This window comes from Haloferax litoreum (assembly GCF_009674605.1).
In the GTDB taxonomy this organism is placed as follows: Archaea; Halobacteriota; Halobacteria; order Halobacteriales; family Haloferacaceae; genus Haloferax; species Haloferax litoreum.
Genome location: NZ_WKJO01000001.1, coordinates 158,412 through 177,832 on the forward strand (window position 1 = coordinate 158,412; position 19,421 = coordinate 177,832).

Annotated in this window: 21 protein-coding genes; 11 read left to right on the forward strand and 10 right to left on the reverse strand. The window is 62.9% G+C overall.

What is annotated here, in order from left to right; genetic code table 11:
- Positions 1-24: 24 nt before the first annotated feature.
- The 3 genes from GJR96_RS00810 to GJR96_RS00820 are packed head-to-tail and all read left to right on the forward strand — an operon-like array spanning position 25 to position 3,570.
- Positions 25-1,977, forward strand: coding sequence for a NosD domain-containing protein (locus GJR96_RS00810; protein WP_151161119.1), 1,953 nt, complete (start codon positions 25-27; stop codon positions 1,975-1,977).
- Positions 1,970-2,767, forward strand: a complete 798-nt coding sequence (locus GJR96_RS00815; protein ID WP_151161121.1) for an ABC transporter ATP-binding protein — start codon at positions 1,970-1,972, stop codon at positions 2,765-2,767. Before GJR96_RS00810 ends, GJR96_RS00815 begins: the two co-directional genes overlap by 8 nt.
- Complete coding sequence (locus GJR96_RS00820; RefSeq protein WP_151161123.1) at positions 2,764-3,570, forward strand: ABC transporter permease; 807 nt, start codon at positions 2,764-2,766, stop codon at positions 3,568-3,570. The genes GJR96_RS00815 and GJR96_RS00820 overlap by 4 nt, the downstream gene beginning before the upstream one ends.
- A 49-nt stretch (positions 3,571-3,619) precedes the next feature.
- Here GJR96_RS00820 and GJR96_RS00825 read toward each other — a convergent pair whose 3' ends face one another.
- On the reverse strand, positions 3,620-4,264 hold the full coding sequence (locus GJR96_RS00825) for an FAD-dependent oxidoreductase (protein WP_151161125.1): 645 nt from the start codon (positions 4,262-4,264) through the stop codon (positions 3,620-3,622).
- A gap of 283 nt (positions 4,265-4,547) precedes the next feature.
- Here GJR96_RS00825 and GJR96_RS00830 point away from each other — a divergent pair, with 283 nt between their 5' ends.
- Positions 4,548-6,308 (forward strand): 2-oxoacid:acceptor oxidoreductase subunit alpha, encoded by a 1,761-nt coding sequence (locus GJR96_RS00830; protein WP_151161127.1) that lies wholly within the window; start codon positions 4,548-4,550, stop codon positions 6,306-6,308.
- Complete coding sequence (locus GJR96_RS00835; protein ID WP_151161129.1) at positions 6,305-7,168, forward strand: 2-oxoacid:ferredoxin oxidoreductase subunit beta; 864 nt, start codon at positions 6,305-6,307, stop codon at positions 7,166-7,168. Before GJR96_RS00830 ends, GJR96_RS00835 begins: the two co-directional genes overlap by 4 nt.
- Positions 7,169-7,203: 35 nt before the next feature.
- Here the strand turns inward: GJR96_RS00835 and GJR96_RS00840 are convergent, their stop codons facing one another.
- Positions 7,204-7,914 (reverse strand): DUF6517 family protein, encoded by a 711-nt coding sequence (locus GJR96_RS00840; protein ID WP_151161131.1) that lies wholly within the window; start codon positions 7,912-7,914, stop codon positions 7,204-7,206.
- A gap of 119 nt (positions 7,915-8,033) precedes the next feature.
- Positions 8,034-8,231, reverse strand: a complete 198-nt coding sequence (locus GJR96_RS00845; RefSeq protein WP_058572864.1) for a hypothetical protein — start codon at positions 8,229-8,231, stop codon at positions 8,034-8,036.
- Positions 8,232-8,408: 177 nt separating this feature from the next.
- On the opposite strand from GJR96_RS00845, the gene GJR96_RS00850 reads away from it, so the two are divergent.
- Together GJR96_RS00850 and GJR96_RS00855 are read left to right on the forward strand one after the other, a co-directional pair.
- Entirely contained in the window at positions 8,409-9,191 is a 783-nt protein-coding gene (locus GJR96_RS00850; RefSeq protein ID WP_151163849.1) for an aldo/keto reductase, read from the forward strand.
- A gap of 80 nt (positions 9,192-9,271) precedes the next feature.
- Positions 9,272-9,463 carry a DUF7333 family protein gene (locus GJR96_RS00855; RefSeq protein WP_151161133.1) on the forward strand — a complete coding sequence of 64 codons (192 nt, stop codon included), beginning with the start codon at positions 9,272-9,274 and terminating at the stop codon, positions 9,461-9,463.
- 110 nt (positions 9,464-9,573) lie between these two features.
- Here the strand turns inward: GJR96_RS00855 and GJR96_RS00860 are convergent, their stop codons facing one another.
- From GJR96_RS00860 to GJR96_RS00870, 3 genes are all read right to left on the reverse strand, one after another.
- The gene (locus GJR96_RS00860; protein WP_151161135.1) at positions 9,574-10,707 is read right to left on the reverse strand and encodes a DUF373 family protein; all 1,134 of its coding nucleotides are present in this window, start codon (positions 10,705-10,707) and stop codon (positions 9,574-9,576) included.
- 43 nt (positions 10,708-10,750) lie between these two features.
- Positions 10,751-11,752 carry a signal peptide peptidase SppA gene (gene sppA, locus GJR96_RS00865; protein ID WP_151161137.1) on the reverse strand — a complete coding sequence of 334 codons (1,002 nt, stop codon included), beginning with the start codon at positions 11,750-11,752 and terminating at the stop codon, positions 10,751-10,753.
- An 89-nt stretch (positions 11,753-11,841) separates the two neighbouring features.
- Positions 11,842-12,765, reverse strand: a complete 924-nt coding sequence (locus GJR96_RS00870; protein ID WP_058572847.1) for a coiled-coil protein — start codon at positions 12,763-12,765, stop codon at positions 11,842-11,844.
- A 299-nt stretch (positions 12,766-13,064) separates the two neighbouring features.
- On the opposite strand from GJR96_RS00870, the gene GJR96_RS00875 reads away from it, so the two are divergent.
- From GJR96_RS00875 to GJR96_RS00885, 3 genes are all read left to right on the forward strand, one after another.
- The gene (locus tag GJR96_RS00875; protein WP_151161139.1) at positions 13,065-13,490 is read left to right on the forward strand and encodes a DUF371 domain-containing protein; all 426 of its coding nucleotides are present in this window, start codon (positions 13,065-13,067) and stop codon (positions 13,488-13,490) included.
- 42 nt (positions 13,491-13,532) lie between these two features.
- A complete protein-coding gene (locus GJR96_RS00880) occupies positions 13,533-14,396 on the forward strand; it encodes an endonuclease III domain-containing protein (protein WP_151161141.1) in 864 nt (287 codons plus the stop codon).
- A gap of 100 nt (positions 14,397-14,496) precedes the next feature.
- Positions 14,497-15,057, forward strand: coding sequence for a hypothetical protein (locus tag GJR96_RS00885; RefSeq protein ID WP_151161143.1), 561 nt, complete (start codon positions 14,497-14,499; stop codon positions 15,055-15,057).
- 73 nt (positions 15,058-15,130) lie between these two features.
- On the opposite strand, the gene GJR96_RS00890 is transcribed toward GJR96_RS00885, so the two are convergent.
- From GJR96_RS00890 to GJR96_RS00900, 3 genes are all read right to left on the reverse strand, one after another.
- Complete coding sequence (locus tag GJR96_RS00890; protein ID WP_151161145.1) at positions 15,131-15,562, reverse strand: DUF7332 family protein; 432 nt, start codon at positions 15,560-15,562, stop codon at positions 15,131-15,133.
- A gap of 90 nt (positions 15,563-15,652) precedes the next feature.
- Complete coding sequence (locus GJR96_RS00895) at positions 15,653-16,036, reverse strand: methylglyoxal synthase (RefSeq protein WP_151161147.1); 384 nt, start codon at positions 16,034-16,036, stop codon at positions 15,653-15,655.
- 81 nt (positions 16,037-16,117) lie between these two features.
- Positions 16,118-18,040 carry a beta-CASP ribonuclease aCPSF1 gene (locus GJR96_RS00900; RefSeq protein WP_058572842.1) on the reverse strand — a complete coding sequence of 641 codons (1,923 nt, stop codon included), beginning with the start codon at positions 18,038-18,040 and terminating at the stop codon, positions 16,118-16,120.
- Between the two features lie 249 nt (positions 18,041-18,289).
- Here GJR96_RS00900 and GJR96_RS00905 point away from each other — a divergent pair, with 249 nt between their 5' ends.
- On the forward strand, positions 18,290-18,769 hold the full coding sequence (locus GJR96_RS00905; RefSeq protein ID WP_151161149.1) for a hypothetical protein: 480 nt from the start codon (positions 18,290-18,292) through the stop codon (positions 18,767-18,769).
- Positions 18,770-18,843: 74 nt separating this feature from the next.
- Here the strand turns inward: GJR96_RS00905 and GJR96_RS00910 are convergent, their stop codons facing one another.
- Entirely contained in the window at positions 18,844-19,335 is a 492-nt protein-coding gene (locus tag GJR96_RS00910) for an HTH domain-containing protein (RefSeq protein ID WP_151163851.1), read from the reverse strand.
- Between the last annotated feature and the right edge of the window lie 86 nt (positions 19,336-19,421).

Sequence of the window (19,421 nt, forward strand, 5' to 3'; positions counted from 1 at the left end):
GGGGCCACCGGGCACTGACGGTCGATGGCGCTCGTAACCCCGTCCGTCACGAAGTGGGTCGCCGGCACCGCGGCCCTCGTACTCGTTCTCGCAAGCGTCTCGTTCGTCGTTCCCGCCGCCGGGTCCGTCTCTCCTGTCCCCTTCGACGACACGGTGAAGACCGGCGGCACCGCCGTCGACACCCGACTCTCCGAAGTCGAAGGCTTCGAAGTCCCCGTCGCGCAGGTTCACTTCTCGCGGTACCGATACGTCATCGGGTACTACGACGTCCAGACGGCGGCGGCGGACGTGGCCACGCCGGAGAGCACCCGGCAGTTCGGCGACCCACTCGCCGTGTTCGTCTCCGACTACGCACGAGTGACGCCACTCGTCGACGACGACGGCTACCTCAGAACCCAGTACAACCGCCACCCCGGATGGGTCGAAGCGTCGGAGGCGTCCTTCGTGGTCGACTCCGGTGCGCGCGTTCCCTCCGGTCCTCTCGTCGTCCCGTTCTCCGATGCCGACGCCGCCCGGTCGTTCGCCGACGAGTACGGCGGGGAAGTCGTCGATTGGCAGACGCTCAGAGACCGGTCGGGGAGTCCGCTCTCCGCACGACTCGCCGCGTTCGATGCGTCCGTGGCCGACCACCACGACTGGGCGACACAGACCGTCGCTGCAAGTGATTCGCTCTTCGACCGGCCCGTCTCGACAGTCGTCGGCGAGGACGCACCGACCATCGAGGCGGCAGTCGAATCCGCGCCCGAGGATACCGCTGTCTACGTCCCTGCTGGGACCTACTCGGTCGAGACGGTCGACCTCAATCGCTCGATTACCCTCGTCGGGGCGGGACCAGAGACGCGACTCGTCGGCGACGGCAACGGAACCGTCGTTCACGTCCGCGCCAACCGGGCCGCCGTCTCGAACCTGTCAATCTCGGGGGTCGGCGACGTCGGCACCCGTCGCATTCGGGCGACCAACGAATCCGTCGATTGGGACACGCGCGTCCAACTCGCCTACGGACGCGGCGACGCCGGTATCGTCCTCGACGGCGCGAACGAGTCAGCAATCCGTGGCGTCCACATCGACACGCCCGCAAGCGGTATTATCGTCCGCGAGAGCGCCGACAGCGTCCTCGCCAACCTCTCGGTGCATGGTTCGGAAACAGCCTCAGACGGGTTCATGGGTGCCGTCCTCATCGGTGAACGCTCAGTCGTGGAGAACTCGACGTTCCGCGACGGCCGCGACGGCATCTACACCCACCGCGCCGACGGGAGCGTCGTCAGGAACAACCGCATGGAAGACGGCCGGTACGGCGTCCACGAGATGTACACCTCGAACATGCTCGTCGCCGACAACGTCGTCCGCGAGAGTCGAGTCGGGATTATCATCATGACTCGTCCCGTCGGCAACCTCGTGGTTGGAAACGACGTGCGCGACTCCGACTTCGGGTTCATCCCCGCCGGGAGTGATACCTACGTCGCAGACAACGTGTTCGCAAACAACGAGTACGGCATCGACGTGAGTGGTGACCGGCAGGTGTACACGCGAAACGTCGTCGTCGGCAACGAGATTGGCGTCCGCGGGAGTTCGACGTTCCCGACGAACGTCGTCGTCCACAACGACATCGTCGACAACGACGTGCAGGTCGAATCGGCCCTCGGCCCCATGCGGACGTGGACCAGCGAAGGCGAAGGGAACTACTGGGGTGACCTGCCACTGGAAGACGCCGACGGCGACGGCGCGTACGACCGGGCGTTCCAACCGTCCGGCCCCGTGGACGCCGAACTCGGCAGACACCCGGCGGCACTCGTCCTCTCACGGTCACCCGTGATGGACGCGCTTCGCAGCGCACGTGACGAAGTCGCCGGCCTCCGTGGGTCCGGCGTCGTCGATGCGGCACCGCGGACCGAACCAGTCCAACCAGACGTGTTGGGTGCGCTGACCCACGCTGGGTCGCCATCCAGTCAGAATACGACCGAGGGAGCAGATGTCTGAAGGAGACACCGACGTACGAGACGCGAGCGAGGAACCGACCGGCAGGCCAGCCAACGACCCGACCGACGAAGCGGCCGGGAAGGGGGACCACCGAGCAATCGACGCGACGGGACTCTCACACGCGTTCGGCGACATTCGTGTGCTGGACGACGTGTCACTGTCGGTCGGGACCGGCGAAATCGTCGCTCTCGTCGGCCCGAACGGGTCGGGCAAGTCCACGCTCCTCCGGTTTCTGGCGAACGTCCGCGCACCCGACGAGGGGGCGATTCGGGTCGGGACCGATGGACACACTCGCGTCGGGTACTTACCGCAACAACCGATATTCCGGTCTGGATTCACCGCCGCCGATACACTCCAGTTCTACGCGCAGTTCGTCGACGGCGACGTGGACGTTTCGAAGATTCTCGACCGGGTCGGCCTCGCTCACGCGGGGAACCGGCGTGTCGAAGCACTCTCCGGTGGGATGGCCCGTCTCCTCGGCCTCGGGAGAGCGCTCATCGGTGACCCGGCCGTCCTTATCCTCGACGAACCCGCGTCGGGTCTCGACCCCGGCATGGTCGAACGACTGTTCGACATCGTCTCCAGTCTGGCCGACACCGGGACGGCAATCATCCTCTCGTCGCACAACCTCGGGCCGGTCGAACGGACCGCCGACCGTGTCGTCGTCCTCGACGACGGGTCGTTCGTCGCCGACGGAACACCACGCGAGTTAATCGAATCTGCCGGAACCACCGACCTCCAGACGGCCTTCGGAACACTCGTCTCGACCGACGGGGTGGATGGCCGATGACCGACGTGAGCGACCTCTTCTCGATTGCGGCCCGCGAACTCCGAACCGTCGTTCGGACGCCCGCCGTCGTCGCACTCGCCGTCGTGTTCGGTCTCACTGTCGTCGCCGTCGCCGCCGCTGGGTCCGGGTCGCGCGGTGGATACGTTCCGCTCGTCCTCGACTTGCTTCCGTTCGTGGAGGCACTGGTTCCGCTCCTCGCGTTCGCGCTCTGCTATCGCGCCGTCCTCACAGACCGACAGACGGGCGAGTTAGACGTTCTTCGGACGTTCGACGTGTCCCGACGCGCGTACATCGGCGGGGTCTACCTCGGCCGGAGTCTCGCCCTCGTCACCGTCGTCTTCGGGTCACTCCTCGTCGCGGCAGCGACCGTCCCGGTGTTGTCGCCGCCCAAACCGACGTTCCTCGCGCTGAACGCGGCGGCCGACTCGCCAGTCGCGTTCGTCCGGTTCGCCGTCCTCGCAGTCGTGTTCGCACTGGCGACGGCGGCAGTTGCACTCGCTATCTCCGCCGCCGCGCGCACGACCAGACAGGCAATCGCCCTCGCCGTCGGGTTACTCGTCGCCTTCGTGGTCGGTGTCGATGCCGCAGCAATCGCCGGACTCGCCTCGGAGACCATTGGTATCGACGCGGTTCCGTTCGTCCTCGCGGTGAGTCCAAACGGGGCGTTCCGCTCGCTCGTCTTCGGCGTCGCCGTCGAGACAGGGAGCGCTGCGACACCGCTCGTGGCACTCCTCGGACTCGGCGGGTGGGTCGTTGGCGCACTCGTCGTCGCCGTCGTGACGGCGTGGCGTCCGGTAGAATAGGTGTCGAGAGAGAGGGACCGACTCACCCGACTCGGTTTGAGTCGACTCGTCAGCCGAAGTTCTCGACCTTCGCAGCGTCGGCGTCGCCGCCGGCCGCCTCGATTGCGTCGGTCGCTGCTTCGACGAAGTCGGCGAATCCGTAGACGAACACCTGTTCGTCGGCTTCGTCCGAAAGGGCATCTGCCACGGCATCCGCGAGGACACTATCGTCGTCGGTGACGACGACGCTCGCGCCGTCGTCGCTGAGTGCGTCCAGTCGGCCTTCGTGCGCGGGGGCGTCGTCAAGATAGACGACTGCGGCTTCGTTACCGTCGGCGATTGCGGCCTCGGCGATGCCGACTGCGGGACCGACGCCCGGCCCACCGGCGAGGACGACGACGCGGGCCTCGCCGTCGTAGTAGCTATTCCCGAACGGACCGGAGAGGTCGATGGTGTCGCCCGCGGCGAGCGATTCGAGGTGGCGGCTGAACGGGCCGCCCTCTTCGGGGTCGATGCCGACGGTCACTTCGAACGTGTCCGTGACACCGGGCGACGAGAGAGTGTAGAATCGAGCGTACGACTCGCCGTCGATGTCGGCGGAGAGTTTGACGAACTGACCGGGTTCTGCCTCGAAGTCCGCTGGCGTCTCGAACTCGATGGCGACCGTTCCGGGTCCAACGTCACGGACCGCGTCGACGGTGACGGTTGCGTCCATGTGCGTGCTTCGGCGCAGGGTCACAAGGGCCTTGCCTTCCACCCCGGGGTTGGCGGATGTACTCGGACGCAGAAGCGGCGATGATTGCCGCGAGAGAGTCGAATTTCGAACAATTGGACATTCGTCCACCCTCCCGAGAGAGACTGCCGAATAGGCACGGATGGTCCGTCGAAAAATACACTCTCGAAGCCTGAAAGGCCGGGTTCCATTTGTTGACACCAATGTCTATTTACACAAATTTTCAGAAGGCTTTTGACCCGGCTATGGGTAGATTTCACTCAGCATGCCTGCGGACTTCAATTGGGCCATCGGCGGCGAGGCTGGCGATGGCATCGACTCCACGGGGAAGATTTTCGCTCAGGCACTCTCCCGGGCTGGACGTCACGTGTTCACCTCCAAGGATTTCGCGTCGCGAATCCGCGGTGGCTACACGGCGTACAAAGTTCGGACTGCCATCGACCCCGTACAGAGCGTCGTCGACCGACTCGACGTGCTCATCGCACTCACGCAACGAACAATCGACGAGAACCTCGACGAACTCCACGAGGGCTCCGTCATCATCTACGACGGTGACCGCTCGACCATGGCCGACGTCGAGATTCCGGAGGGGATGATTGGGCTGGATATCCCCCTCAAAGCACTCGCCGAGGAAGCGGGTGGCGCAATCATGCGCAACGTCGTCGCACTCGGCGCGGCGTGCGCCGTCGCCGACTTCCCCATCGAGAACCTCGACAGCGCACTGCAGAAGCGCTTCGGCGGGAAAGGCGAAGCAATCGTCGAGAACAACAAGAAGGCGGCCCGCGCAGGGCTCGAATACGTCCACGAGGAGTACGACCACGAGTACGACTACGACCTCGAAACGACGGACAACGACTACGTCCTTCTCAACGGCGACCAGGCAATCGGTATGGGTGCCATCGCCGCTGGCTGTCGCTTCTACGCCGGGTACCCAATCACGCCCGCGACCGACGTGATGGAGTACCTGACCGGGCGTATCGAGCGCTACGGCGGTCACGTCGTGCAGGCGGAAGACGAACTCGCCGCCATCAACCTCGCACTCGGTGCGGCACGCGCCGGTGCCCGCTCGATGACGGCAACTTCCGGTCCGGGTATCGACCTGATGGCCGAGACGTTCGGCCTCGTCGCCACCTCGGAGACGCCGCTTGTCATCGTCGACGTCATGCGCTCCGGTCCTTCGACCGGGATGCCGACGAAGCAAGAACAGGGCGACCTGAACATGATGCTCTACGGCGGCCACGGCGAGATTCCGCGCTTCGTCGTCGCACCAACCAGCATCTCCGAGTGCTTCTGGAAGACCGTCGAGGCGTTCAACATGGCCGAGAAGTACCAGGTTCCAGTCTACGTCGCCGCCGACCTCGCGATGGCCGTCACGGAACAGACCTTCGCACCCGAAGTCTTCGACATGGACAAGGTCGAAATCGACCGCGGCAAGGTCGTCGACGACGACTCCATCGACGAATGGCTCGACGAGAAGGGACGGTTCCAACCGCACGCCCTCACCGACGACGGCATCAGTCCACGCGCGTTCCCCGGCACGGAACAAGGTGCGCACATGTCCACCGGTCTCGAACACGACGAACTCGGACGCCGGACGGAAGACACCGAGATGCGCGTCAAGCAAGTCGACAAGCGTGACCGGAAGGTCGAGACGGCGAAGGCCACCGAAGACCTCTCGCCGCGCGAGTTCGGTAACCCCGACTCCGACAAGCTCATCCTCTCGTGGGGGTCCAACGAAGGCGCCCTCGTCGAGGCACTCGACTTCCTCGAAGAGGACGGCGTCGACGTTCGCTTCCTCTCGGTCCCGTACATGTTCCCGCGTCCGGACCTGACCGAGGACATCGAGGCGGCCGACGAAGTCATCGTCGTCGAGTGTAACGCGACGGGACAGTTCGCCAACGTCGTCGAGCACGACACATTGACCCGTGTCAAGCGCATCAACAAATACGACGGCGTCCGCTTCAAGGCGGACGAACTCGCAGAAGATATCAAGGCGACCCTCGACGCAGAGGAGGATTCAGCATGAGCTCAGACGTCCGCTTCACCGACTTCAAATCCGACAAGCAACCAACCTGGTGTCCCGGCTGTGGGGACTTCGGGACGATGAACGGTATCATGAAGGCCCTTGCCAACTCCGGCAACGACCCCGACAACACGTTCGTGGTCGCCGGTATCGGCTGTTCCGGCAAGATTGGAACCTACATGCACTCGTACGCCATCCACGGCGTCCACGGGCGCTCGCTTCCCGTCGCCGCCGGCGTCAAACTGGCCAACCCCAACTTGACCGTCGTCGCCGCCGGTGGTGACGGTGACGGGTACTCGATTGGTGCAGGTCACTTCATCCACGCCGTTCGCCGCAACGTCGACATGGCGTACACCGTCATGGACAACCGCATCTACGGCCTGACGAAGGGTCAGGCGTCCCCCACGTCGCGCGAGGACTTCGAAACCTCGACGACGCCCGAGGGTCCGCAGCAACCTCCGGTCAACCCACTCGCCCTCTCGCTGGCCGCCGGTGGGACGTTCATCGCACAGTCGTTCGCGACTGACCACAAGCGTCACGCCGAAATCGTCCAACAGGCTATCGAGCACGACGGGTTCGGCTTCGTGAACGTGTTCAGCCCGTGTGTCACGTTCAACGACGTGGACACCTACGACTACTTCCGCGACAACCTCGTGGACCTCGCAGACACGGACCACGACCCGACCGACTACGACGCCGCCAAGGACAAGATTCTCGACTCCTCGAAGGAGTACGAGGGCGTCATCTACAAAGACGAGAGTTCGGTCTCCTACGAGCAGAAGTTCGGCGTCACGGAGAACATGTCCGACATCCCGTCGGGCGCGCCCGACGACGCGATGGACCTCGTTCGCGAGTTCTACTGAACCGCGTTCGAGACGACCGAATTACCTCGTTCGACCTACCGCGACCCACTCACTTCGACTGTTCTTTCGACCGTTCCCGGATGCTCGACAGCGCTCGCCAGCGCCGCGATGGCGTCCATCTCGTCTCCGTCGGCCCCGTGAACAGCGAGGACGACGAGTATGTCTCCGTCGTGTTCTACCGTCGCGAGGTGGAGGAGTACCTCGGCGCTGCCACCCTCGTAGGCGACTGCCTCGCCATCGACAGTGGTCTCGCCGGGTTCGACGACGACGGTTCCGGTGTAGGTGACGAGTTCCGTCTCCTCACCGAGTATCGTCACGTCTCGCGCCCCGACTTCCCGAAGGCCGTTGACTTCGGGGACGTTTCCGAGCGCTTGCGCGTCGGAGAGGAGTTCGAGGCCGGTGCCGACGAGTTCACGGTTCCCGAGGTTCGCGAGTGGATTCACCGACTGGCCGGCGACTTCCCGGTTCGGCGAGGAGAGAACGAGGAGGACCGTTACGTCGTCGTCTGCTGTCGTCTTCGAGTACCCAGATGCCCACATCTCGACGCCGACGGTTCTCGACGCCGGACCGACGCCAACCTCGTACGCGAAGGGAATCACGGTGCTGTTCCCGTGGACGTAGCCGTGTGATTCGTACGCCGCCGCGGGAATCGTCGCCGGTTCGGCAGAGAGAGTGGTCGTCCCACCGAGACACCCGGCGAGAACGACGACGAACGCGAGCGCAAGGGCTGGTCGAAGTGGTCGCATGACGCCTCTAGAGGCGCGCTATCGACAAGACAGTCTCGCTCGCGTAGAAAATCGAATCAGGAGATAGGTTCCCCCGCGATAGTGTCTCCCCGCGACGACTTGCCAGTCGCTCTGAACAGTCAATCCACGACTTCCACGTGGAGTCGGTAGCGCTGTCCACAGTCGAGACATCGGGCGTCGTCTGCTTCGATGAGTTCGGTCACGAGCACCTCGCCGAACTCGCAGTTGGGGCACTCGTAGACGAGCGAATCACCCGCGATTCGGTGGGCGAAGGCGTTCGTGTTCTCTTCGGTCAGTGGTTCCGACGTGGAAGACATTTCGAATCACCACTAGAGAATTGGTATCACACATCACATAAAGATGTACGTCGGCCTCACTTCGCCCGAGAGAGGCGGAAATTCACCTCCCCTTTCGGAACGTCTTTTCGACTCGCGGCCCTCGACTCGGACATGTCAGAGCTTCCCTCCGCAGAGGACACGCCGACAGCCAACGGGATGCCGATGCTCGGCCTCGGTACCTGGGAGAACACGAACCCCGACGAGTGTGAAAACGCCGTGAAGACGGCGCTGGAGATGGGGTACCGCCACATCGACACCGCCCAGATTTACGGGAACGAAGCCGAGGTCGGTGCCGGTATCGCCGCCGCCGACGTCGAACGCGACGACATCTTCCTCGCGACCAAGGTGTGGATAAACGAACTCTCGGACGACGACGTCATCGAGAGCACCGAAGAGAGCCTCGACAAACTCGGCGTCGACTACGTGGACCTCCTGTACGTCCACTGGCCGGCCCGTGAGTACGACGCCGAAGAGACGCTTGCGGCCTTCGACGAACTCGTCGAGCGCGGCCTGACGAAGCGCGTCGGCATCTCTAACTTCGAACCCGAACAGGTCCGTGAGGCCGTCGAACTCTCCGACGCAGGCATCTTCGCGAACCAAATCGAACTGCACCCGCTCCTCCAGCAGGACGAACTCCGTGAGGTGTGCGCCGAGGAGGGCGTCGAAATCGTCGCGTACTCCCCGCTCGCCCGCGGCAAGGTGTTCGACGTGGATGTCCTCTCGGACGTCGCCGAGAAACACGACGCGAGTGAGGCGCAGGTTTCGCTCGCGTGGCTTCGCGAGAAGGGTGTCACGGCCATCCCGAAGGCGACGAGCGAAGCGCACATCCGTGACAACTGGGAGTCGCTCACGCTCGAACTCGACGACGAAGATATCGAGGCCATCGACGCCATCGAACAGGTCGACCGTCGCGTCGACCCCGACTTCGCTCCCTGGTAAGCCACGGACGCGACCGGATTTTCTCCCGTCCCCGAGTCGAAGCCGCAACCAATTTGTCGACTCGGTCCCGACGAATCGATATGGAGTTCGACCTTCCAAAGACAATCGCCCTACTCGTCGGTCTCGTCGCGCTCGGAACCGCCGCGCTCGTCGGGATGGGTGTCATGGCGACGAGTACCGTGTTGATGATGGTGACGCCTGCGATGCTCGTCTTCGGCGCGGTGTGTCTCGCAATCGGTATCAAACACGGCGAGTACCGCGCGCTCAACTGACGACGAGGTGCGGTCCAAAGCCGGGTCGGACCTGTTTTGTGTGTTCTCTCCGCGACGCTCCCATCGTGTGACTCGCCGGTAGTCCGGTCGTCGCCCTACTTTGGTCGCCGCTACGTCTCGTTTTCCGCCCGCGCGTCCGTCACGTCATCGAGCGTCTCGTCCGAGACGGTCGCAGAGATGCGGACACCAACGAGACTGATGACGATGCCCGCGAGGATGAACAACACCAGTCGTTGCACTGGCGAGAGTTCGAGTCGTCCGAGGAGGACGAGGTGTGCGAGTTCGCCCTGCCGTTCGAGGAGGAATCCCGCGAACCCGCGGAGGACCAACCCGATGGCGATGACGCCGAACGGGAGGTTCATGTACGACGTCGAGACGACTTCGTTGCCGATGAGTTCGTCGAGGAGGCGACCCGCACTGGCGGTGAGTGCCGCGAGCGCCAACCACGGGACGGTGTGGTAGACGAACAGGAGCGACGGAACCAGCAGTTCATCGCTGGTGTTCCCCGGGTTCCGAATCGCCAGTGCACCGAGGAACAGACCGACGATAGCCAGACCCGCGGCGACGGCGTAGGTGACGACGGACACCTGTCCGGAGTAGAGTGCGTCGCGGACCTGTTCGGGCGCGTTCGAGAGGAACTCGTCGATTGCGAGTCCCTTGTAGAGGAGAACCGCACCGAGAAGCGCTGCGAGGCCTGCCAACGCGACTGCCGGCGTGAACTGCACGAGTAACAGTGGCAAGAGTAGCAACCCGACGCCGACGGGAACGAGGACCGTCGAGCGGAGTTCCTCGTCGGCGAGAAACTGCTTGAGCAGGTAGTACGTCGATTCGATGTCGTGTGCCTGCCGAACGACGACGCGGTCGACGGCGTCGACGCGCAGTCTGCTCTCGACGACGGGGACGAGTCGTTCGTCTTCGGCGCTGTCGATGACGACGACAGCGGACTCCACGTCGTACGTCGCGACCAACTCGTCGAGTTGGAGCGCGACTGCTCTGTCTGCACCGACTGCCGTCTCACTGGTGCCGGAGATGACGGCGACTTCGGCATCCTCGCGTTCGTCCCGGAGTTCCCGAGTGACGCGCAAAGCTTCGAGAAGGCAGTTGACGCTCGAATCCTCGGGGTCGGCGAGACCGACGTCGGTGACGAGCGACCGAACTGCTTCCCATCCGACGACGGGCGTCGAGAGTCCCGACTTTCGGCCGATATCGTTCGCCCGGTCGACACAGAGGACGAGCGTGGTCACGTGGAAGATGAATGCAGTCGCGGGCTAAAAAGCCTCCCAGTCGTCAGAAGCGAAACGAAAAGCCGTCGTCCACGTCGAGCGAGGATGCGATACCCGCGCCGAAAGCGTACGCGACTCCCTCAGCACCGCCACGAAGGCGGTCTGCGAGTCCGACCTGTGGCGTGAACTCCCGAATCGAAACTTCGTCTCGGTCGAGGAGTTCGGCGAGTCTGTCTTCGACGTCGTCGCGCGTCCCGAGCGAGTCTACGAGTCCGAGTTCGTGCGCTTCGTCGCCGAGGTAAACTCGCGCTTCAGTGTCTCGAACCGTCTCGGGGTCCATGTCGCGGCCCTCGGCGACGCGTTCGACGAAGTCCTCGTAGTAGTCGTCGATGAGACCCTGCAGGTAGGCGCGTTCGTCCTCCGAGGGTTCTTTCAGGACGTTACCCGCGTCTTTGTACTTCCCTGCTGCGAACCGCTCGTAGGAGATGCCGACTTTGTCCGCGAGTTCCGAGGCGTTGACCGACGACCCGATAACGCCGATAGACCCGACGATGCTCGCGTCGTGTGCCCACAACTCGTCGCACCCGCTGGCAATCCAATAGCCTCCGGAGGCGCACACGTCGGTAGCATACGCGACGGTCGGCCCGTCGAATTCGGCCGCCGCGCGTCTAATATCGTCGCTCGACAGCACCTCGCCGCCGGGCGTGTTGAGTTTGATGAGAAGTCCCTCGGCGTTCTCGTCGTCCGCAGCGGCGTCGATTTGTTCGACGATATCGTCGGCCGGCGTCCCACTCCCTCGACCCGGTATCGGCCCAGACCCACCGTCGCGAGAGATGGGTCCTTCGACGGCGACTTCGGCGACGTCGTACGAAGGGAACGCCGACGCTGCGAGTCTGCCACCGACGCGGAGTGCGACGACGACCGTCCCGACGACCAAGAGGACGCCGAAGAGGTCGGTGAGGTCAGTCGGAACCGAGAAGAAGAGCACCCAACCGACGAGTGCTGCGAGAACTGTCACGACGAGCACGACAGCGAGTCGGAAGAGACGCGTGAGTTGGTCCGTCACGGTGAGTCACCCATACCTGTGGCTCCGGGCGCGGGCGCTATAAAAATGACACGTCGCGTGTGCGACGAAGAGAGAGAAGTAAACCGAGCTTAGAGCAGACCGGCCTTCTGCAGTTTCATGAGGTCCTCGGTCTCGAGGGTCTCGCCTTCCTTGAACTTCTGGTAGATCTCCTCGGCCTCGGCCTTTGCGGCCTCGCGCTCTTCGGCACGGGAGTCCTTGCGCTGACGCTCTTCCTTCTTGTCGAGTTCGCGGAGGCGCTTCTGGACGCGGACGAAGTCCTCGTGGTGGCGGTCGGCCGCTTCCTGGGCCTCGACGAAGAGTTCGTGCATCTCGTCGGCCTTGTCACGGATGTCGTCGGCCTCGCGGTAGGCCTCTATCATCTGGTTGTGGTGCTCTTGGGCGTCGTCAGCGAGTTCGGTGACTTTCTGGTGGTGCTGGGACGCTTCCGAGCGGACCTCTTCGGCCTCGGCGATGAGTTCTTCGAGGTCACCGCTCTCTTCGACCTTGTCCTTCTTCTGACGAAGTTCGTCGCGCTTGTTCTCGATCTTCTCGATGAGTTCACGCTCGTCTTCCGTCGAGAGAACCTCGGTCTGCTGGCGGAACTCGAGTTGCTCGATCTCCTCTTTGAGCTCGTCGATGTCCTTGCCGTCGTCGAGTTCGAGGTCGCTCTTCATCTCGTCGACCTCGTCGAACAGCTCGTTCGCCTTGGCGTTGAGCTCGTTGCGCTTGTTCTTGTGCTCCTGCACCTGCGAGTTCATCTCGTCGCGCTGCTCGCGGTGCTTCTGCGCCTCGTCGACCTTCTCGCGAGTCATCGCGTTGAGGTCGTCGCGCTTGGAGGCGCGTTCAGAAGCCATCTGGTTCAGTTCGTTGCGGCGGTCACGGAGTTGACCGGCAAGTTTGATGAGTTCGCCTTTCGAGCCGCTCTCGAGCTTTTCTTCTTGGAGATCGATGTTTCGTGACTCTTCGAGTTCCTGGACGTCGAACTCGGCAAGCACTTCCTGCTTCGTTACCATGCGTAATCAATCCTCGATACCATCACCGCTCCGGGCGTGGCGGCTGCTCGTTGGAGTGCAATCGACCGTGGATAAGAATTCCCGATCATTCTGCGTGCTATGCCGCCGGAACGCCGGAGGCGCTCAGGTACATGTTCATACAAGCGTCTGGCTAATAAATACTTCGGTGGCTATTCGGGTGAAAACAGTTACCACACCGCTCATACCCGGCGTATTTGCCATGTTACCCATTACCACAGAGGTATATAAAGAGCGGTCGAATCGAGGGTGCTAAACCGGACCATCACGCACGGCACAGCATGGACGAGGTCATCCGCGCCCACGGGCACGAACACGTGCGCGCCGAACACGCGAGTACGTTCGAAGTGACGAGTGACGATTGGTTGACCCCCGCTGGCGACTGCATTCTCGCCATCGAGGCCGACCGAACACCCGCCGACTTCGCCGACGAGTTCGTCGACGCATGCCAGTCCCACGACGCGACGATCTCTGTGACAGTGGCCGTGGACACGGGTGAGCAGACGTACGAGCAGACCGTTCGTGGACGAGGCCACCCCGACTTGACCTTCGACGGCGACCGAAGCATCGTCTTCCGGACGAGTGACTACGTCGACGACCGGACCGGTATGGTCGGTGCCGACCACGCGGCCGACGGGTTCGACGACGAACTCGTCGCGGCGCTGGCATCGGGTGCCGACCTCACGCTCACGATTCGCGTCGAATAACGCCGGAGAGTGCTTTTCATCGTCGGGTCGTAACTGCTGACTATGCCCGAAGAACCGTCTGAAAACATCAGTGGTGGCCCCGGCGGTGGTGGCCGAGACGTCGTCTTCGAGGCGGCGAGGGCCGACGGAGCGACCCGTGCAGAAGTCGTCGTCGACCGACTCGGTGACCTGTACTGGCGGAAGGCCTACGGTGGACAGGGTGGGTTCGAGTGTCTCGTCCGAACGATTCTCAGTCAGAACACGAGCGACAAAGCCAGCCAACCCGCACACGACGAGTTGATGGCTCGGTACGGTGACAGTGCAGACCTGCGTTCGACAGACGACTCGAGTGAGACTCCCCCGCGAGAACACGACCTCGCCGAATCACTCGCCGCCGCGGACCGCGACGAACTCGTCGACGCGATTCGCTCGGCCGGCCTCTACAACCAGAAGTCGAGCCTCATCATCGGCGTCGCGGAAGAAGTGCTGGCCGATTTCGGGAGCGAAACCGACTTCGACCGCTACGTCCGCGAGGCCGACCCGTCGGAGGTCCGTGACCGACTGCTGGAGATGAAAGGTGTCGGGCCGAAGACGGCAGACTGCGTCTTACTCTTCGCGGGCGGGCGCGGTGGTGTCTTCCCCGTCGATACGCACGTCCATCGAATATCCCGTCGAATCGGTCTCGCGCCCGCCGACGCCGACCACGAGGACGTTCGGACGCACCTCGAACGTGACGTCCCCGCTGAGAAGTGTGGCTTCGGCCACACAGCGATGATTCAGTTCGGCCGGGAGTACTGTACGGCGCGAACCCCCACGTGTCTCGATGGGACAGACGAGTGTCCGATGGCAGACGTGTGCGAACGTGTCGGCATCTCGCAAGAAACCGGCGACGTAGTCGACCCCGCCGACTCAATCGTCGATTCGTAACGACCGACAATCACCCGAGCGAGCATCTTATCCCGGGGTTAAGCGAGTATAGAGAAATTATACTTATTCCACCTTCCAGTCATCGTACTGATGAATCACGATGAACTCGAAGAACGAGAAGTCTCTCGATAGCGACGGCCCGCGACTCTCTCGCCGACAGATACTGAAAGCCACCGCCGCATCAGCGGCTAGCGGTGCCGTACTCGCAGGGACCGCGGGTGCGACAGAACCGACGAGACGAATCAACTTCTGTGGGTGCAGTCAGGTGTGTCTCAACGCGGGCGTCGTCGAGTACGAAGACGTCGTTACGATTTGGCTCGCAACCGAACCGTTCGGCCCCGACGATTTCGAGACGGCGACGCGAATACTCACGGTTGGCGACCGGACGTGCTTCGAGGCCGACCACCACCAGAAAATCATCGCGGTGAAGAGAGAGACGAAACCGCTCCCGACAAACGGGTCGGAGGATGGACCGACAGTGTGGTGGGGGAATCCCTCACGCTGTGCGAAGAAGGCCCTCGAAGCGTGGGATATGAATCCGAGTTTCGAGAACACGAAAGACGGGTCGCTGTCCTACGGCACGTTCGATGGAACCGAAGTCCTTCGGTCGAACTGTGGGTTTGGCCCCTCCGGTGGCGCACATCCGGGAAATAAACGGTGACGAACAGTCGGTGACCAAAACGGCATCGAGACGCAGAAGGGAACGTCGTCGAACCCGTCGAAGGACTGCCCGACTAGCACGCCTTCGTCTTCAGGCCACTCACTGGCGACCCGTCGTCTTCGTAGGACGAATCGAACCCGGACGATGCGAACATCGGGAGGTTCATCGAGTAGTCGTAGACGACGCTGAACCGCGAGAACGGGTTGGAGAGGAACTCCGTCGCGGGGCCGACGCCGTCGAACGCGACACCAGCACGGAGTTGGATGATAGACTCGTCGCCGATACCGCCACTCGCTTCCATCCCGAATCCACCCTCTCCACCGAGGTTCTCGAACATCGAGAGGAAGACCACGAGGTCGATGCTGGCACCCTCACTCCCGATGTCGAACTGGTGACCCTCTCCGGGGAAGCACGGCGAAGTTGGTCCACTCGCCGCAGCGACGGGCCCAGTCGCGACCAGGACCACCAGCACGAACGTCACTCCCACACGAATCGCAGCGTGCATACTGTCGCTTCTTCGTTCTGATAATTAAGCGTACGCGGCTATTCTCAGGACTGATACGGTCCGGTTGACCGACTGGTGTCCTCGGCGGGGTTATTCCTTGCCGGCCAACTGGTCGACGAGTTCGTCGAGGACGGCGTCCGCGCTGGCGAGGTTCGTCGCGAGCGGTGTCTGGTGAACGTCACAGATGCGCAGGAGTGCGGTGATGTCGGGTTCGTGGGGTTGTGCAGTCAGCGGGTCGCGGAGGAAGATGACGCCGTCACAGGTCTCACTCGCTATCTCCGCACCGATTTGCATGTCGCCGCCGAGTGGCCCCGACTGCTTGCGTTCGATGTCGAGTCCCGTCGCGTCGATGAGTCGCTGTCCAGTCGTCCCCGTCGCCATGAGTTCGAACTGTTCGAGGTCGTCTTTTCGTTCCTCGGCGAACTCGATGAGGTCTGGTTTCTTCTCGTCGTGGGCGATGAGCGCGAGACGCATGGAAGTCACTCGTTCGAGAGTGATGATTAATGTTCGCCCAGTGACGAACGAGAAGCCCGGTCTGTGCCGAGAGCGACGTCGCTACTTGAAGCGGAACGTCTCGAGGTTCTTCGGCGCGAACGTCCGCATGTTGTAGTTGTGGTAGAGCGCCGACGAGAGGTCCTGGACGGACCGTTCGTCACCGTGGACACACAGCACTTTCTCGGGACGGGGGTTCATCGTCTTGATGAAGTTCTCGAGGCCCTGCCGGTCGGCGTGACCGGAGAACCCGTCGACCGTCTCGACGTCCATCTTGAGTTTCAGCGTGTTCGAGCGACCCGTGTTGTCGCGGTCGTTGACAGGAATCTCGTCCCATCCGTTCTGGATGCGACGACCGAGCGTCCCCTGTGCCTGGTATCCGACGAACACCAGTCGGGATTTCGGGTCGGGGCCGAGGTGGCGAAGCCACGACATGATGGGCCCGCCAGTGACCATCCCTGACGTAGAGAGGATGATGGCCTGGTCGCCGTCGGCGACGTCCTGTCGCTCTTCTTCGCCGCCGTCGATGTGGTTGAACTCCTCGGCGAGGAACGGATTTTCGTCCTCGTGGAAGATACGGTCACGGAGTTCGTCGCGGAGGTACTCGGGGTAGGTCGTGTGGATGGCCGTCGCCTCCCAAATCATCCCGTCGAGGTGGACTGGCATCTCCGGTATCTTCCCGTCGCGCATCGCCTGTTCGAGGACGAGCATAATCTCCTGTGACCGGCCGACTGCGAACGCCGGGATGACGACCTTTCCACCGCGGTCGTACGTCTCGTTGATGACCTCGATGAGTCGCTCCTCGGAGTCTTCCTGGTCGGTCTGGTAGTCGTTGCGACCACCGTACGTGGATTCGAGGACGAGCGTCTCGACGCGCGGGAAGTCGTTGACAGCGCCGTTGAACAAGCGCGTGTCGTCGTAGTGGATGTCACCTGAGAACGCGACGTTGTAGAGGCCGTCGCCGATGTGGAAGTGCGAGACGGCGGAGCCGAGAATGTGACCTGCGTTGTGGAACGTGAGTTTCACGTCGGGGGCGATGTCGGTCACGTCGCCGTACTCCAGCGGGATGGTGTGCTTGATGGCCTCGCGAACCATCTCGGATTCGTACGGAGGCGCGCGACCTTCTTTCGACGCCACGTCGAGGTAGTCGAGCGTCAGGAGACCCATGAGGTCACGGGTGGGTTCGGTCGTGTAGATGGGGCCGTCGTAGCCGTACTTGAACAGGAGTGGAATCAGTGCCGAGTGGTCGAGGTGAGCGTGGGTGAGGACGACGGCGTCGAGGGAGTTCGCGCCCGACCCGAGTGCCTCGGGGACCTGAAGGTACGGTACGTCGTCGGACCCCGGCTTGTCACCACAGTCGATGAGGATGCGTGTCTCGGGCGTCGAGAGGATAAAGGAGGCGCGCCCGACTTCGCGGCAGCACCCGAGCGTCGTGATGCGGACCCACTCGTCGTTGGAGAGTTGCTCGCGGTGAATCTGTCGTCCAGTCCGTTCGAGGATTCGGCGACGGTCCTCGCGTTCTTGTTTCAGGAAGTTTCGGACGTTCGAGACGGTCGACGACTCGATCGGTGGTGTGCGAACGACTTCGGGTGTCCAGCCGACTTCCTGAGTAATCTCTCGGAGGGTCGACCCGTGCCGGCCGATGACCATCCCTGGCTTCTGCGCCTCGATGACGACTTCACCCGTATCGACGTGGAAGTCGAGGTCGGTGACGCCTGCTTCCTCCGGAATCACGTCCAGAATTTTCGGTTCGGCCTCGCGAGGGTCGGACAACACGTCCGGGTCGGGTCGAACCGTGATTCGCTTTCGAAGCTTACTCGCCAGTTTCCGGATGAGGTCGCCGTTCTTGGCGAACTTCTTGGGGTCACGTGTGTAGACGACGAGTTCGGGACCCTCGTACTTGACGTCGGAAACCGAGATGTCGCGCGGAAGTTCGTTCGTAATCTCTGCCTTCAGATTCTCGAGTTGTTTATCTACGGAGCTCATAGTTACGAGCGACCCACCCGGTCCAGCGCCGGTAGGTCTCGGGACCCGCTGCCTCAGGAGTGGTAACGCGAGACGGTCCACACGTGGTGGTTCCGTTCTCGGGCGACTGCGAAGAGAGCATAGTGAACTGAATACGGTGGAATCTCGACCGCGGGAAGAGGCAGGGAAAACCCGCTTATCCGGATGTACCGTGTCGTCACTATAAAACCCTTCGCAAAACCGAAGCATATCGCCCCCTTTCGGAGTGACATGGAACTCACGCCAGCGGCCGTCACCGACGAACATCGATGGATTCGCGAACGGGCGGACACCATCGTTCCACTCATCAACGAGACTCGTCGCCGACTCGGGGAATTGTTCGACACGCGCGTGGGCGAAGTCGACGAAGCGACGTATCTCGCCGCCGTCGACGAGGTGTTCGCCGAGGGAGACGTCGGTGTCAACGTCGCCGCCTACGTCCGTATTCTCCGCGAACTCGACGTCGAAGACGACTACCCGGGGTTCGTCGTCGACGAGGTGCTCGGTCGGAAACTCGCGGCGACCATCGCTGGCGGCGACCCGTTGGGTCTCCTCGCGGAAGCGACGTTCCACTTCGCCGATGTCGCCGTCCATAACGACGGTCCTGCCGGACTGGACGATTTGGATGCCGCGCTCGCAGCAGGGTTCCAGACGATACTTCCCGGGTGGTCGTGGCGTGAGCGCGACTCGCCGTTCGACAGTACACTCTGACGAAACGGGACGTTCGGGGAGTCAGTCAGTGTCGGCTCGAAAAGTCGAGTAAAAAGTCTGCCGAGGGGTGCCGGTTACCACTCGACTCGTATCGGACCGTTCGACCACTCGGATTCCGACTGTGAGACGAGTTCGTCTAATCGGGCACGAAACGCACCGACGCACTCCTCGCACGCGGTGACGTGCGAGAGGACGCCGTCTCGGTACTCCGCCATCACCCCGCGAGGGGTTCGGCGCGTCGTCCGTGCTGGACCCATCCGACCGACACCTCGCGTGATGGGGTCGCCCAGCCCCGGGAGGTGTCTGCCGTGGTCTGCGCTCCACCGCGCGTACGACGAGAGTTTGTCACGGATGCGACGTTCACGGGGCGTGAGTCTCCCCGAGAGGTCGACGAATCGGTCCCACGTCTCGACCGTGTACTCGTCGACGACACCGTGTTCGACTGCATCGTCCAGTCGCGCCACCACCGCGTCGAACTCGTTTCGTTTGCCAGATGGCACCCAGAGTTCGACCCGGACCGGCCGACTCGTTCGAGTCGGACGCTCACCGCTCTTGGTACTGTCTATTGCTAACACGCCAACCACCAATTCTGGGGTACGATACCCCACGATATGTATCTATGCGTCCTTCTGAACGTGCGACACTCGGCCGA